At 73.4% G+C, this 15404-nt stretch carries 10 protein-coding genes and 1 pseudogene; 8 read left to right on the top strand and 3 right to left on the bottom strand.

Features of this window, described 5'->3' with window-relative positions:
- Positions 1-100 precede the first annotated feature (100 nt).
- Positions 101-1213, top strand: coding sequence for a glycosyltransferase family 4 protein (locus IE241_RS33355; RefSeq protein ID WP_190025619.1), 1113 nt, complete (start codon positions 101-103; stop codon positions 1211-1213).
- A 99-nt stretch (positions 1214-1312) separates the two neighbouring features.
- On the opposite strand, the gene IE241_RS33350 is transcribed toward IE241_RS33355, so the two are convergent.
- Together IE241_RS33350 and IE241_RS33345 are read right to left on the bottom strand one after the other, a co-directional pair.
- On the bottom strand, positions 1313-2158 hold the full coding sequence (locus tag IE241_RS33350; protein WP_190025618.1) for a pentapeptide repeat-containing protein: 846 nt from the start codon (positions 2156-2158) through the stop codon (positions 1313-1315).
- Between the two features lie 41 nt (positions 2159-2199).
- A complete protein-coding gene (locus IE241_RS33345; protein WP_190025617.1) occupies positions 2200-3804 on the bottom strand; it encodes a PucR family transcriptional regulator in 1605 nt (534 codons plus the stop codon).
- Positions 3805-4011: 207 nt separating this feature from the next.
- Here IE241_RS33345 and IE241_RS33340 point away from each other — a divergent pair, with 207 nt between their 5' ends.
- Positions 4012-5313 carry an MFS transporter gene (locus IE241_RS33340; RefSeq protein ID WP_268254446.1) on the top strand — a complete coding sequence of 434 codons (1302 nt, stop codon included), beginning with the start codon at positions 4012-4014 and terminating at the stop codon, positions 5311-5313.
- A 128-nt stretch (positions 5314-5441) separates the two neighbouring features.
- On the opposite strand, the gene IE241_RS33335 is transcribed toward IE241_RS33340, so the two are convergent.
- Positions 5442-7244 (bottom strand): glycoside hydrolase family 15 protein, encoded by a 1803-nt coding sequence (locus tag IE241_RS33335; RefSeq protein ID WP_190025616.1) that lies wholly within the window; start codon positions 7242-7244, stop codon positions 5442-5444.
- A 450-nt stretch (positions 7245-7694) separates the two neighbouring features.
- Between IE241_RS33335 and pyrG the strand changes: the two genes are divergently transcribed.
- From pyrG to IE241_RS33305, 6 genes and pseudogenes are all read left to right on the top strand, one after another.
- Positions 7695-9344 (top strand): CTP synthase, encoded by a 1650-nt coding sequence (pyrG, locus tag IE241_RS33330; RefSeq protein WP_373300819.1) that lies wholly within the window; start codon positions 7695-7697, stop codon positions 9342-9344.
- 75 nt (positions 9345-9419) lie between these two features.
- Positions 9420-10046, top strand: a complete 627-nt coding sequence (locus IE241_RS33325; protein WP_190025615.1) for an NUDIX domain-containing protein — start codon at positions 9420-9422, stop codon at positions 10044-10046.
- 227 nt (positions 10047-10273) lie between these two features.
- Positions 10274-12409 (top strand): tetratricopeptide repeat protein, encoded by a 2136-nt coding sequence (locus IE241_RS33320; protein WP_190025634.1) that lies wholly within the window; start codon positions 10274-10276, stop codon positions 12407-12409.
- A 150-nt stretch (positions 12410-12559) separates the two neighbouring features.
- The gene (gene ald, locus IE241_RS33315) at positions 12560-13675 is read left to right on the top strand and encodes an alanine dehydrogenase (protein ID WP_190025633.1); all 1116 of its coding nucleotides are present in this window, start codon (positions 12560-12562) and stop codon (positions 13673-13675) included.
- A 354-nt stretch (positions 13676-14029) separates the two neighbouring features.
- Positions 14030-15157: a ParA family protein gene (locus IE241_RS33310; RefSeq protein ID WP_190025614.1), complete on the top strand. Its 1128-nt coding sequence runs from the start codon at positions 14030-14032 to the stop codon at positions 15155-15157.
- Positions 15142-15404, top strand: a pseudogene (locus IE241_RS33305) (hypothetical protein); the annotation flags it as partial. The gene IE241_RS33310 and the pseudogene IE241_RS33305, both read left to right, overlap by 16 nt.

Raw genomic sequence — 15404 nt, 5'->3', positions numbered from 1 at the left:
GACGGTGGTCCCGTGATGTCGGCGGACGCTGGCATCCTGGGCGGCAGCACTGCGCCGTACGCCTCTCCGATGCCGACGCCGAATCAGGAGTTCTCCCCGCGTGAGCAGTACACCCGCGCCCCACGGGCGGCCGCCCCTGCACGCGGTGCAAGTGCTGGGCAGCGGGGGAGCCGGCAGCGGCGCGCACGTGCGGTCCCTGGCGGCCGGGCTGGTCGCCCGCGGGCTGCAGGTGACGGTCTGCGCGCCCCGGCAGACGGGCGAGGGGTACGGATTCACGGCCGCGGGCGCGGCCTTCGCACCGCTGTGGGCCCGCCCGGACGCCCTCGCGGTGGCGGGCATCCGCGCGGCCAGCACCGGCGCTGACGTGGTCCACGCGCACGGCCTGCGCTCCGCCGTCCTCGCCGCCGTGGCGCTGCGCGGCCGTACCACCCCCCTCGTGGTCACTTGGCACACCACGTGTCACACGGAAGGCGCCCGCGGCCGGTTCCTGCGGCTGATGGAGCGGCGCGCGGCCCGCGCCGCGGCCGTCGTCCTCGGGGTGACCTCCGAGCTGGTCGACCGGGCCCGGCTGCGCGGCGCGCGCGACGCCCGCCTGGCCCCCGTCGCCGTGCCCGCCCCGCGGCAATCGCCCGACGACGACGAGCCGCGCGACAAGACCCGTGCCGAACTGGGCGCGGTGGCCCGCCCGTTGCTGGTCACCGTCGGCCGCCTGGAGCCGGGCCGGGGCCACGGCGTCCTGCTGGACGCGGCCCGCGTCTGGCGTGAACTGGACCCCGAGCCGCTGTTGATCGTGGCGGGCGAGGGCCCCGAGCGCCCGCTGCTGCAGCGCCGTATCGAGGAGGAGAACCTCCCGGTCCGCCTGGTGGGCCGCCGCGACGACGTCCCCGAGCTGCTCGCCACGGCCGATGTCGCGATCCTGCCCAGCCGCTGGGAGGCCCGCTCCCTGCTCGCCCAGGAGGCGCTGCACGCGGGCGTCCCTCTGGTGGCCACGGCCGTCGGTGGCGTCCCCGACCTCGTCGGCGATGCGGCCGAGCTCGTTCCGTACGGGGATTCCGCGGCCCTCGCCGGTGCGGTGGCCCGTCTGCTGGCCGATCCCGCCCGCCGCGCCGAGCTCACCGCGGCCGGCCGCGCCCAGGCGGCCACGTGGCCCACGGAGGACGACACGGTCGCCCACGTCCTCAGCGTCTACGACGAGCTGGCCGCAGGCGGATAGCCCGCCCCCGGCCTCGCGCAGGCGGAACGTTTCAGGCGCAGCATTTCAGGGGCGACGTCTCAGGCGGAACGTTTCAGGGGCAACGTCTCAGGCAACGCCTCAGGCGGCCGGGCCCCAGTGCGCCGGCCGGCTCAGCGCCGCCGGCAGCTTCGTGCTCGCATCGCCCCGCGCCGCATTGAGCTGGGCCTGGGTGAGGAAGACGCTCCCTGTCAGATCGGCGCCGGCCAGGTTCGCGTCGCGCAGGTCGGCCCCGAGGAGGTCCGCGGTCCGCAGATCCGCGCCGGCGAGGTCCGCGGCGATCAGGTACGCGCCGCGCAGATTGGCGCCCCGCAGGTCGGCGCCGCGCAGCCGGGCCCCCATCAGGTCGGCCCCGCGCCGGTTCTTCTTCTTGCCCGGGACCTTCGCCCGCACGAGCTCGCTGGTGCGCTGCAGCAGCTCGCCGACCTCCATCCGGCGCGCCGCCACGTCCACCTCCAGGATCGTCTCGGGGCTCTCGTGGGTCAGGCCCTCGACGGCGTCGTGCACCCGGCGGATCTCGGCGTGGAGCTGCCGGGCCGCGGGCAGCGTCAGGGCCTCGGCCAGGTACCAGAGCAGCTCGTGCAGCTGCCGCATCACCGGGTAGACGGCGAACATCTGCCGGGCGGTCCCGGGGTCCTGCCGCCAGTCCCGGCCGCCGAAGGTGACCTGGGAGACCTTCTGCCCCGCACCCTGGCAGTCGTAGACGGTGCAGCCGGAGAAGCCCTTCTGCCGCAGCTTGGTGTGGATGCCGCAGCGGAAGTCCTGCTGGATGTTGCCGCACGGCTTGCCCGCGTCCTTGCTCACCGCGAAGTCCGCGGAGGCGACGAAGGGCAGCGCGACACAGCACAGCGCGAAGCAGCTGCCGCAGTCCGCCCGCAGGTCCTCGCGGTCCGCCGCGGCGACGCCGACTGCCTCATTCTTGTTCATCCCGGTCACTGTTCGAGTAGAGCCCGGGGCGTCTGCGCAGGTCAAATCCATTCCGTATGACGCCGCGCCCGCAGCGCGAGGCCCAGGGACAGCACCGTCTCAGGGTCCTCCAGGTCCGCGCCCAGGAGCCGGCCGATCCGCGCCAGCCGGTCGTAGAGCGTCTGACGGTTGAGGTGCAGCTCGCGCGCCGTCTCCGCCTTGCGGCCCGCGTGGGCGAGATACGTGGTCAGGGTGGGCAGCAGCGCCGGCCGGGAGGCGGCGTCGTGCGCGATCAGCGGGCCGAGCACCCGGTCGACGAACGCCGCCAGGTCGCCCTGGGAGCGCAGCCGCCACAGCAGGACGTCCACGTCGAGCCGCCGCACGTCGTGCCAGGGCCGGTCCGGCAGCCCCTGGGCCGCCGTCGCCGCCTCCGCCGCGTGCCGCAGGCTCGCCCCGGCCGTCTCCCACGCCGCCGGAGCCCCGGCCACCACCACGGGCGCCGGGAATCCCGCCCGCTCCGCACCCGCCCGCAGCGCCGCCGCCACCCGCCCGGCCACCGCCGTCCGCTCCGCCGCATCGCGCAGACCCACCAGCAGCGGCACCCGCCCCTCCGGCAGGCGCACGCCCAGCAGCACCGGCACCCCCACCCCGGCCAGCTCCTCCTGCACCGCGCAGGCCAGCGCGGCCCGGCCGTCCGCCGGCGCCAGATCGGTGGCCGGCCGCATCACCAGCGGCAGCAGCGGGCCCGGCCCCGGCCTGAAGCCCAGCACCCGGGCCTGCGCGGGCGCGTCCGCCGCGGACACCCGGCCCTCGGCGAGGTCGGAGAGGAAGTCGCCGCGCCCGCGCGCCGCCAGCTCCTCCTCCTGACGGGCCTGCAGCAGGACGACCGCGAGCAGCCCGGCCGTACGGTCCGCGGCGATCCGGTGCACGGGCGCCAGCGGCGCGTCCACCGGCAGGACCGTCAGCCGGGCCCGCACCGCGCCCGGCCCGGGACCGGCCCCGGGAATGTCGGTGATAACCGCCCCGGCCATCTCCGCCGACCGCAGCCCCTCCCACACCTGCAGCGGATCCGACCCTCCGGCCACGCCCTCCGGCCCCGCCGCGTACAGCAGCCGGCCGTCCGGCGTCCCCAGGAACACGGGGTTGCCCGCGAAGCCCGCGAACAGCCGCAGCACCTCCGGCACCCCGCCGCCGCCCAGCAGCACCTCCGTACACCGCCGGTGCACCTCCTCGGCGCGCCGCAGCAGCGCGTAGTGCTCGTTGACCAGCTCGGTGTGGATCTCCTCCGTCACCGCGACGAACGGCACCTCCCGGTGCAGCTGCACCAGCGGCAGCCCGCACGAGCGCGCCGTGTCCACCACCGCGGCCGGCAGCGTCGTGAAGCGCGCACCCAGCTCGACCACGAGCGCGGCGATGTCCCGCTCCGCGAGCCCGCGGACGAAGGCGCGCTGTTCGGCGGGGCGGCTGCCCACCCCCAGGCCGGTGGTCAGCAGCAGCTCGCCGCCCTTCAGCAGCGCGGCGATGTTCGGGGCCTCGCCCGCGTGCACCCAGCGGACCGGCCGGTCGAGCCGGTCGCCCGCGGCGAGGACCTCGGGCAGTCCCTTGCGCAGGGTGGGCAGCGCGAGGGCCCGCGCCACGGTGATGGTGCCCTGCGGGGTGTGTTCCATGCCCGGAACCTAATGGCCGTCCGGCCTGGTTGTCAGATACGGCCTTGCGGTGGGTCCGGCACCGCAGGCCGGCTCGCGGGTTGTTGCCCGCCGTCGCGGCGGGAGATTTCTGCCCGGGCGGGCCCTGTGCGAGGCGTACGGCCGCACGACAGCGGCCGCCGGTCAACGCCATATGCACGCTCCTGCCCCACCCCTACCCTGTCCCCCATGGCCGCCATGCCCGAGAGCCCCGAGTCCGCCCCCTCCGGCATATCCCGGAACGAGGGCGCCGTCCTGCCCGACCGCGCCGCCGTCCAGCACCGTACGGTCCGCGTCCTCATGGCCGCCCAGATCGTCATCGGGGTCGGCATGGGGGCCGTGATCTCGTCCGGGAGCCTGCTCGTGGAGCGGCTCACCGGATCCCAGGCCGCCGCCGGCTTCGCCACCACCCTGGTCACCCTCGGCGCCGCGGCGCTGTCCGTCCCCCTGGCGGCGCTCTCCCGCTCCCGCGGCCGCCGCGCCGGGCTCGGCACCGGCGCGCTGATCGCCGCCGCGGGTTCGCTGGTCGTCCTGGTGGCCGCCCCGCTCGGCTGGGTGCCGCTCGCGTTCCTGGGCCTCCTCCTCGTCGGCGCGGGGACGGCCGCCAACCTGCAGTCCCGGTTCGCGGCGACCGACCTCGCCGAGGCCGACGGGCGGGCCCGCGCCCTCTCCCTGGTCGTCTGGTCGGTGACGGTCGGCGCCGTCCTCGGCCCCAACCTGACCGGTCCGGGCGCCGCCGTCTCCCGTGCCCTCGGGCTGCCCGAGGAGGCGGGCGCCTTCGTCTTCTCCTGCGTGGCCTACCTCCTCGGCTGGGCCCTCATCCACACCCGGCTGCGCCCCGACCCGATGCTGCTCGCCGCCCGTCTGAACCCGGGCGAAACGGCCGGACGGGGCGCCCCCTTCCTTACCCGAATGAGCGGCGCCCTGCGGCACGTGGCCGCATCACCCTCGGCGCTGACCGGGCTGATCGCCCTGGTGCTGAGCCATGCCGTGATGGTCTCGGTGATGACGATGACGCCGGTGCACCTCGCTCACCACGGGGCATCACTGAGCGTCGTCGGCTTCACCCTCAGCCTGCACATCGCAGGCATGTACGCGTTCTCGCCTCTGGTGGGCCGGGCGGCGGATCGGTTCGGCAGGGTACCGGTGATTCTGGCCGGGCAGGTGGTCTACGTGGCCGCGACGCTCCTGGCGGGCACGGCCGGGGACCGGCGGTGGGCCGTCACGGCCGGGCTGTTCCTGCTGGGCGTCGGGTGGTCGTGCGCGACGGTCGCGGCGTCCACGCTGCTGAGCGAATCGGTGGACGCCGGGCACCGGGCCGAGGTGCAGGGGGCTTCCGACATGTTGATGGGGCTCGTGGGCGCGGCGGGCGGGGCGCTCTCCGGGGCGTTCGCCGCCGTGAGCGGCTACGGCGGCCTGAACGCCGCCGCGGCGGTTCTGGTCGTGCCGGTCAGTGCGTGCGCCCTGTATTTCGGCTTGCGAAAGCGCTAGCCACTGCGTCCGGCTCGGCTCCGGGCGTACGGCCCGGCTGTGTGCCCGCCGCAGCGGCGATCAGCCACTGCGGCGGAGAGTGGCGGAGCCGGACCGCCTGTGCGAGGGGCGAACCCCGAAGGCCGCCCCTAACCCCCGAACGCGCTGGAGGCCGTCAGCCGCAGCGCCGTGTCGATCAGCGGCACGTGGCTGAACGCCTGCGGGAAGTTCCCCACCTGGCGCTGCAGCCGGGGGTCCCACTCCTCCGCCAGCAGACCCAGGTCGTTGCGGAGCCCCAGCAGCTTTTCGAACAGCTGCCGCGCCTCGTCGACCCGGCCGATCATCGCCAGGTCGTCCGCGAGCCAGAAGGAGCAGGCGAGGAAGGCGCCCTCGTCGCCCTCCAGGCCGTCGACCCCGGCCTCCTCGCCCGCGGTGGGGTAGCGCAGCACGAAGCCGTCCGGCGTCGACAGCTCGCGCTGGATCGCCTCGATCGTGCCGATCACGCGCTTGTCGTCGGGCGGCAGGAAGCCCATCTGCGGGATCAGCAGCAAGGAGGCGTCCAGCTCCTTCGACCCGTAGGACTGGGTGAAGGTGTTGCGCTCCTTGTCGTACCCCTTCTCGCACACGTCCCGGTGGATGTCGTCGCGCAGCTCGCGCCAGCGCTCCAGCGGCCCGTCCACGTCGCCGGACTCGATGAGCTTGATGGTGCGGTCGACGGCGACCCAGGCCATCACCTTGGAGTGCACGAAGTGGCGGCGCGGGCCGCGCACCTCCCAGATGCCCTCGTCCGGCTCGTTCCAGTGGTCCTCGAGGTAGCCGATCAGGCGCAGCTGCAGCAGCGAGGCGTAGTCGTTGCGGGCGAGGCCCGTCATATGGGCCAGGTGGAGGGCCTCGGTGACCTCGCCGTAGACGTCCAGCTGGAGCTGGTCGGCGGCGCCGTTGCCGACCCGGACGGGCGAGGAGTTCTCGTAGCCGGGCAGCCACGGCAGCTCGGCCTCGCCCAGCTCGCGCTCGCCGGCGATGCCGTACATGATCTGCAGGTTCTCCGGGTCGCCCGCGACCGCGCGCAGCAGCCACTCGCGCCAGGCGCGGGCCTCCTCGCGGTAGCCGGTGCGCAGCAGCGAGGAGAGGGTGATCGCGGCGTCACGCAGCCAGGTGTAGCGGTAGTCCCAGTTGCGGACGCCGCCGATCTCCTCCGGCAGGGAGGTGGTGGGCGCGGCCACGATCCCGCCGGTCGGCGCGTAGGTGAGGGCCTTCAGCGTGATCAGCGAGCGGACCACGGCGTCCCGGTAGGGACCGTGGTACGTACAGTGCTCGACCCACTCGCGCCAGAACTCCTCCGTGGCCTCCAGCGAGCCCTCGGGGTCCGGCAGGGCGGGCGGCTCGCCGTGCGAGGGCTGCCAGCTGATGGTGAAGGCGACGCGCTCACCGGGGGAGACGGTGAAGTCCGCGTACGTGGTGAGGTCCTTGCCGAAGGTGTCGGCGGTGGTGTCGAGCCACACCGAGTCGGGGCCGGCCACGGCCACCGTGCGGTCGCCGACCTTGTGCACCCAGGGCACGACCCGGCCGTAGGAGAAGCGCATCCGCAGCGCCGAGCGCATCGGCACCCGCCCGCTGACGCCCTCCACGATCCGGATCAGCTGGGGCGCGCCGTCGCGCGGCGGCATGAAGTCGATGACGCGGACCGTGCCGCGCGGGGTGTCCCACTCGGATTCGAGCACGAGGGAATCCCCCCGGTACCGGCGGCGGTCCGCGGGCGGGGGCGCGGCGCCCGAGGGGTGCGCGGGGCCGACCCGCCAGAAGCCGTGTTCCTCCGTGCCGAGCAGACCGGCGAACGCGGCATGGGAATCGAATCGGGGCAGGCACAGCCAGTCGGCCGTGCCGTCCCGGCAGACAAGGGCGGCGGTCTGCATATCGCCGATGAGTGCGTAATCCTCGATACGCCCGGCCACGTCATCTCCAGTCGAACGGCGCCACATGACCCCGGCAGGGGTCCCTCTTGCGGTCAAGCGATCTTTAGACGAGCTCTGTTCCGGAATGGTGCGTCTCCCTTGGGAGCACCTCCAGCGGTAGCTGTGGGGAGGTGGCTGGGGGAGGGCGGGATGATGCCGTGCCGGCCGGCTCGCTGCATGTGTCCGAGCAGGATACGACGCCGAGTTGGTGCGACGCGCGACGGTTGGAGGACGAATCTGAGCCGAATGGGTGGCCTGTGACAGGGCCGCCACGCAGGGCCACGGAGGGGGCCCGGACGCGTCACCGGGCGCGGCCGGGCCGGGGCGCTGATACCCTGGTACCCCGTGGACCGGTGGGCGCAAGACCCCCCAACCGCAGCGACGGCACCCCCGAAAACTCCGGGTGATCGCCGGTACGCACCCTCCACTCGCGACCACGGGAGCCCCCCTTTGGCCATTGCCGCTAAGCCCACGACGACCAAGCACCTCTTCGTCACGGGGGGTGTCGCCTCCTCGCTCGGCAAGGGACTGACGGCCTCCAGCCTGGGCGCGCTGCTCAAGGCACGGGGACTGCGGGTCACGATGCAGAAGCTCGACCCCTACCTCAACGTAGACCCGGGCACGATGAACCCCTTCCAGCACGGTGAGGTGTTTGTCACCAACGACGGCGCCGAGACCGACCTGGACATCGGCCACTACGAGCGTTTCCTGGACGTCGACCTCGACGGCAGCGCGAACGTCACCACCGGCCAGGTGTACTCCTCGGTGATCGCCAAGGAGCGGCGCGGCGAGTACCTGGGCGACACCGTGCAGGTCATCCCGCACATCACCAACGAGATCAAGCACCGCATCCGCCGGATGGCGACCGACGACGTCGACGTCGTGATCACCGAGGTCGGCGGCACGGTCGGCGACATCGAGTCGCTGCCGTTCCTGGAGACGGTCCGTCAGGTCCGCCACGAGGTCGGCCGCGACAACGTCTTCGTCGTGCACATCTCCCTGCTGCCCTACATCGGCCCCTCCGGCGAGCTGAAGACCAAGCCGACCCAGCACTCGGTGGCCGCCCTGCGCAACATCGGCATCCAGCCCGACGCGATCGTGCTGCGCGCCGACCGCGAGGTCCCCACCGCCATCAAGCGCAAGATCTCGCTGATGTGCGACGTCGACGAGGCCGCCGTCGTCGCCGCGATCGACGCCCCGTCGATCTACGACATCCCGAAGGTCCTGCACACCGAGGGCCTGGACGCCTACGTCGTCCGCAAGCTCGACCTGCCCTTCCGCGACGTGAACTGGACCCAGTGGGAGGACCTGCTGGACCGCGTCCACAACCCCTCGCACGAGGTCACGGTCGCGCTGGTCGGCAAGTACATCGACCTGCCCGACGCCTACCTGTCGGTGACCGAGGCCATCCGCGCGGGCGGCTTCGCCAACCGCGCCAAGGTCAAGGTCAAGTGGGTCGCCTCCGACGACTGCAAGACCCCGGCCGGCGCCGCCGCCGCGCTCGGTGACGTCGACGCCATCTGCGTCCCCGGCGGCTTCGGCGACCGCGGCGTGAACGGCAAGGTCGGCGCGATCACCTACGCCCGCGAGAACAAGGTGCCGCTGCTGGGCCTGTGCCTGGGCCTGCAGTGCGTGGTCATCGAGGCCGCCCGCAACCTGGCCGGCATCGAGGGCGCGAACTCCACCGAGTTCGACCCGGCCACCGCCAACCCGGTCATCTCCACCATGGCCGAGCAGCTGGACATCGTCGCCGGCGAGGGCGACATGGGCGGAACGATGCGCCTGGGCATGTACCCGGCCAAGCTCGCCGAGGGCTCCATCGTCCGCGAGGTCTACGACGACCAGCCCTACGTCGAGGAGCGCCACCGTCACCGCTACGAGGTGAACAACTCCTACCGCGGCGAGCTGGAGAAGGCCGGCCTGGTCTTCTCGGGCACCTCCCCGGACAACAAGCTGGTGGAGTACGTGGAGTACCCCCGCGAGGTGCACCCCTACCTCGTGGCCACCCAGGCCCACCCGGAGCTGCGCTCCCGCCCGACCCGCCCGCACCCGCTCTTCGCGGGCCTGGTGAAGGCGGCCGTCGAGCGTCAGCAGGGCTGACCTATACGGTTGACCGGGGTGAAGGTTTCCGCACGGAGGCCTTCACCCCGGTTTCCGCATTTCTGGAGGACGCACATGGGCATCAAGGACAGCGCCGCCGAGTGGCAGGTCATCGCCACCCAGACCCCGTTCGTCGGCAACAAGACCAGCGTCCGCACGGACGAGGTGGTGATGCCCGACGGAGGTGTCGTCAAGCGCGACTACCAGGTGCACCCGGGCTCCGTCGCCGTCCTCGCCCTGGACGACGAGGGCCGTGTGCTGGTCCTCAGCCAGTACCGCCACCCCGTCCGGCAGAAGCTGTGGGAGATCCCCGCGGGCCTGCTCGACGTGCCCGGCGAGAACCCGCTGCACGCCGCTCAGCGCGAGCTGTACGAGGAGGCCCACGTCAAGGCCGAGGACTGGCGGGTGCTGACCGACGTCTACACCACCCCCGGGGGCTGCGACGAGGCCGTGCGGATCTTCCTGGCCCGGGAGATCTCCGACGTCGAGGGCGAGCGCTTCGCCGTCGAGCACGAGGAGCTCGACATGGAGCTGGACCGGGTGCCGCTTCAGGAGCTGGTGCGCGGCGTCCTCGCGGGCGAGCTGCACAACAACTGCCTGGTCGTCGGCGTCCTCTCGCTCGCCGCGGCGCTGGCCGGCGACGGCGTGGACGCCCTCCGCCCGGCGGACGCGGAGTGGCCGGCCCGGCCCTTCGAGGCGTAGCCGCCTCTTCCGGCAGGGATGCCGCCGTGGCAGGGCACGGGTTTTCCCGACGATCATCAGAACCGAATAGGTGATCTTCTGCGGCGGCGGAGCCGGGACGCACCGGGGTGCGCCGGGCCGTGAACTAGGCTCGTCGCGTGCTCGACCGCGGCCGCGGCGGGCTCGTGCGTGGCAGGTGGACGGGAGTGTGCCCCGTGGCGGAGCGGGCCGTGGAGACCGGCGGCGGGATGGCGGCGGTGCCGCCGGGGCGGCGGTCGGCCGTCCCGGCAGCGAGTGCCCCGGCCCGCGCGGCGGCCTTCGCGCTGCCCGGGTTCGTCGGGCGCCGCCGGGAGCTGGAGGAGCTGCGCGCCGACATCGTGCGCGCGGGCCTGGACACCCTCGCCGGCCGCAAGAGCGGGCGCGGCAGGGTCCTGCTCATCGCCGGACGCCCCGGCTCCGGCCGTACGGCCCTGGCCGAGGAGCTCGCCGCGCAGCTCGCCGGCCGCTACCCCGACGGCGTGCTGCGCGCCCGGCTCACCGAGACCGACGGCTCGCCCGTCCCCACCGAGCGGACGGCCCGCGCGCTGCTCGCCGCGCTCGGCGAGCCCGTCCCCCCGGGGGCGGAGGAGGACGAGCTGACGCAGGCGGTGCGCGACGCCCTGCGGGGCCGCCGGGCCCTGCTGGTGCTCGACGACGCCGCCGGCGCCGAGCAGGTGGACCCCCTGCTGCCGGACAAGTCCGAGTGCCTGGTGGTGGCCGTCTCCCGCGGCCCGCTGACCGGCGTGCCCGATGTGCGGCCCTGCACCCTGGGCGGCCTCGACACGGCCTCCGCCGTCGACCTCCTGGAGCGCTACGCGGGCCCCACGCGCATCACGTGCGACCCGGCGGCCGCCCAGGCCGTGGTGGAGGAGTGCGGCGGCCAGCCTGCGGCGCTCGTCCTGGTGGGCGGCCGGCTCGCGGCCCTGTCCAAGCTGTCCGTGGTCGACGCGGTCACCCGGCTGCGGGAGCTGCCGCCCGGCGACGGCCACGACATCGCGGGCCGCCCGCTGGCCCGGGCCTTCCGGCTCGCCCACGAGGCGCTGCCGGCGCCCTCCGTCCGTATCCTGCGGCTGCTCGCGCTGGCCCCGGCCGGCGCCGTCGACGCCCACACCGCCTCCGCGCTGGCCGGCTGCTCGGTGCCCGCCGCGCAGACCGCGCTGGAGGACTTCGAGGCCCGCGGCCTGCTGCGGGCCGAGCCCGCCACCGGTTCGCTGCCGCCGCAGTACCGGGTGCCGGGCTGCCTCACGGCCCTGCTCCGGGATCTGATGCAGTCTCAGGAACGCCCGGCCGAGATCGAGCTGGCCCGGGCGCGGATGCTGGAGCGCACGGTCCGTCAGCTGCACTCGTGCCGGGCCGCCACCCGCACCGACGACCCGCTGACCCGCAAGCGGCTGGCGGAGCTGCCCCGCCCCCTGCGGTTCGCCTCGCCGCAGGCCGCCGCGGAGTGGCTGCGCTGCCGGCTGCCCGCGCTGCTGGCCGCCGCCCGCCTGGCCGTGCAGGACGGGCACCTCGACACCCTCGCCCGGCGGCTGGTCTCCGCGCTGACCCGGGCCCTGACCGCCCACTTCGGCGCCGAGGAGGCGGGCCCCGAGCTCTACGGCCTCCACCAGCTCGTCCTGGACGTGGCACAGCGCTGCGAGATGCCGCTGGAGAAGGCGGCCGCCCTGCTGAACCTGGGCGACCTGGACGCCCGGGCCGGCCGCGTCCCCACCGCCCTCGGCCGCTACCGGGAGGCGCTGGACGCCGCGCGGCAGGCGGGCGACCCGTATGCGATCAGCCGCTCCCTGGAGTCCATCGCCGCCTCCTACCACGAGCTCGGCGACTGGCAGCGGGCCGTCGACTGGTACGGGCGGGCGCTGGAGCTGCGTCTGACGCGCGGTGAACTGGCGGACGAGGCCCGGCTGTACGGGCGGCTGGGCGCCGTGCGCGCCTACGCCGGGCAGTGGAACGAGGCGCTGCGCGACTGGCGGGCGGCGGCGGCCGCGTGCCGCCGGCTGCGGGACCTGCCGGGGCACGCCCGGGCCCTCACCGAGATCGCCCGGGTGCAGGAGTACGCGGGCCGCCCGCAGGAGGCGCTGCGGACCTGCCGGGAGGCCGTGGAGTGCGCGCGGCAGGCGGGCGACGACCGGCTGCGGGCCGCGGTGCTGCTGCGGCTGGCGGACATGCTGGAGCGGCTCGGGGACCCGGGGGCGGCGGGTGAGCACCGTGCCGCGGCGGGGGAGCTGCTGGTGGCCGGGCCCGACGGACCGCCGTCCGCCGGGCATGCCGGGGCTGCCGGGCCCGGTAGCGCCATAGCGTCCGTGCCCCCACCCACCGAGGCTGAGGGTTACCTACGAAATCAGTAGTGGTCTCGAAAAAAATTGGCTCTTTGCAAGGCTAGACAGCGCAGGATCCTTCATTAGACTGGTTGGGCCGCGATCGCCGCGGTCTGCTCTGGTATGCCCCCGCATATCCGGATTAGCCTGTAATTCTCTGATTCAAGGACCGTGATCGACGTGAAGGTCGGCATCCCCCGCGAGGTCAAGAACAACGAGTTCCGCGTGGCCATCACGCCCGCCGGCGTGCATGAGCTCGTGCGCAACGGCCACCAGGTCTTCGTCGAGAAGAACGCCGGTGTGGGCTCCTCCATCACCGACGCCGAGTACGTCGCGGCCGGCGCCGCGATCCTGGACACGGCCGACGAGGTCTGGTCGACCGCCGACCTGCTGCTGAAGGTCAAGGAGCCGATCGCGGAGGAGTACCACCGCCTCCGCAAGGGCCAGACCCTCTTCACCTACCTGCACCTCGCCGCCTCCCGCGAGTGCACCGACGCCCTGCTGCAGTCCGGCACCACGGCGATCGCGTACGAGACCGTCGAGCTCGCCAACCGCGCGCTGCCGCTGCTCGCCCCGATGTCCGAGGTCGCGGGCCGCCTGGCCCCGCAGGTCGGCGCCTACCACCTGATGCGCTCGGCCGGCGGCCGCGGCGTCCTGCCGGGCGGCGTCCCGGGCACGGCGGCCGGCAAGGCCGTCGTCATCGGCGGCGGCGTCTCCGGCTGGAACGCCGCGCAGATCGCCGTCGGCATGGGCTTCCACGTCACCCTGCTCGACCGGGACATCAACAAGCTCCGTGAGGCGGACAAGGTCTTCGGCACCAAGGTGCAGACGATCGTCTCCAACGCCTACGAGCTGGAGAAGGCCGTCGTCGAGGCCGACCTCGTCATCGGCGCCGTCCTCATCCCGGGTGCCAAGGCCCCGAAGCTGGTCACCAACGAGCTCGTCGCCAAGATGAAGCCCGGAAGTGTACTTGTCGACATTGCGATCGACCAGGGCGGCTGCTTCGAGGACTCGCGTCCGACCACCCACGCCGAGCCGACCTTCCAGGTCCACAACTCGGTCTTCTACTGCGTCGCCAACATGCCGGGCGCGGTGCCGAACACCTCCACCTACGCGCTGACCAACGCCACGCTGCCGTACATCGTGGAGCTGGCCAACCGCGGCTGGCAGGAGGCGCTGAGCCGGGACGCCGCGCTCGCCAAGGGCCTCAACACCCACGAGGGACAGGTCGTTTACGGCCCCGTCGCCGAGGCGCACGGCCTGCCGTTCGTCGAACTGAGCACCCTGCTCGGCTGAGTCGTCAACACGACACGCCAAGAGCGCACCCCCGGCCGGGCCTTGTTGAGCAAGGTCCGGCCGGGGCGGTTTTCACCCGGTTCCTACCTGCTTTGCGGGCGCTTTCGACGCCCGGTCACCCACCCGTGAAACTTCCGGGTTGTGGGCCGCAAACCCTTGACAGAAGCCTGTTCGATTGCCGACACATCGTGCCGTCTCCGGCGGATTGTGTTGCTGCGAACCGCCGACACGCCATAGAGTCGCCAACCGTCGGCATGGTGCAACGCTGACCTATCTAGATGTTTCCTGGTCACCAAGGAGGTAGGACGACTTGTGAATGAGTCGACATTTGCTCCCGGGGGTGGTCACCCAGGAATGTCTGCGCAGGGCCAGAGTCCCACGGGGCTCGAAGCTGTCGGCTCCGTCGCTGTCCACACCTTCGCAGCACACCAGAGCATCCAGAGCACACCGACAGCCCACCAGAGCATGGACGGCCATCACGTGAACGCCATGGCCGGCGACCGGGGCGGGGTCGATCCCGCGCGGCTCGCCGACTACGAGGACGTGCCCGACGGGCACTTCTACGACCCTGACGCGGAGTACGAGCCCGACCCCGAGTACGCGGCCACCCTCGCGCCCGACGCTGCCCGCCAGCGCCGCGAGCGCATCGGCCCCACCGGGCGTCCCCTGCCGTACTTCCCCATCCCCGGACCCCTGACCGACCACGGCCCCGCGAAGATCATCGCGATGTGCAACCAGAAGGGCGGGGTCGGCAAGACCACCTCGACCATCAACCTGGGTGCCGCCCTGGCCGAGTACGGGCGCCGGGTGCTCCTCGTCGACTTCGACCCGCAGGGCGCGCTCTCCGTCGGCCTCGGCGTCAATCCGATGGAGCTGGACCTGACGGTCTACAACCTCCTCATGGAGCGGGGCATGTCGGCCGACGAGGTCCTCCTCAAGACGGCCGTGCCCAACATGGACCTGCTGCCCAGCAATATCGATTTGTCAGCGGCCGAGGTCCAGCTCGTCAGCGAGGTCGCCCGCGAGTCGACGCTGCAGCGCGCGCTCAAGCCGCTGCTCGCCGACTACGACTACATCGTCATCGACTGCCAGCCCTCGCTCGGCCTGCTCACCGTCAACGCCCTGACGGCCGCTCACAAGGTCATCGTCCCGCTGGAGTGCGAATTCTTCGCGCTGCGCGGTGTGGCGCTGCTCACCGAGACGATCGAGAAGGTCCAGGAGCGGCTCAACCCCGACCTGGAGCTCGACGGCATCCTCGCCACCATGTACGACTCGCGGACGGTGCACAGCCGCGAGGTCCTCGCGCGGGTGGTCGAGGCCTTCGACGATCACGTCTACCACACCGTCATCGGCCGTACGGTCCGCTTCCCCGAGACCACGGTCGCGGGCGAGCCGATCACCACGTACGCGTCCAACTCCGTGGGTGCCGCCGCCTACCGTCAGCTCGCCAGGGAGGTGCTCGCCCGGTGTCACGCCGAGTGAGTCTGCCCGGCGCCGACGAACTGTTCCGTACCACCGGGGGGTCGGGGCTGCAGTCCTCCTCCCCCCGCCGGCAGGCGAACGGCGAGGGCGCCCCACGGGTGCCCGGCCCGGCCGGTGACTCCGAGACCACGTCCGAAGGCGGCGCCGCCGCGGCCGACCGGGAGAGCGCCCCGGAGCGCCGCCCTGCGGCCGCGCAGGAGCGCCCCGCGGGCGCGGGCCGGGCCGCGGGGCAGGGCGAGGCCGCGGC

It is taken from the genome of Streptomyces hiroshimensis (genome assembly GCF_014650335.1).
Lineage (GTDB): Bacteria > Actinomycetota > Actinomycetes > Streptomycetales > Streptomycetaceae > Streptomyces > Streptomyces hiroshimensis.
This window is presented reverse-complemented; position numbering and strand designations above follow the sequence as displayed.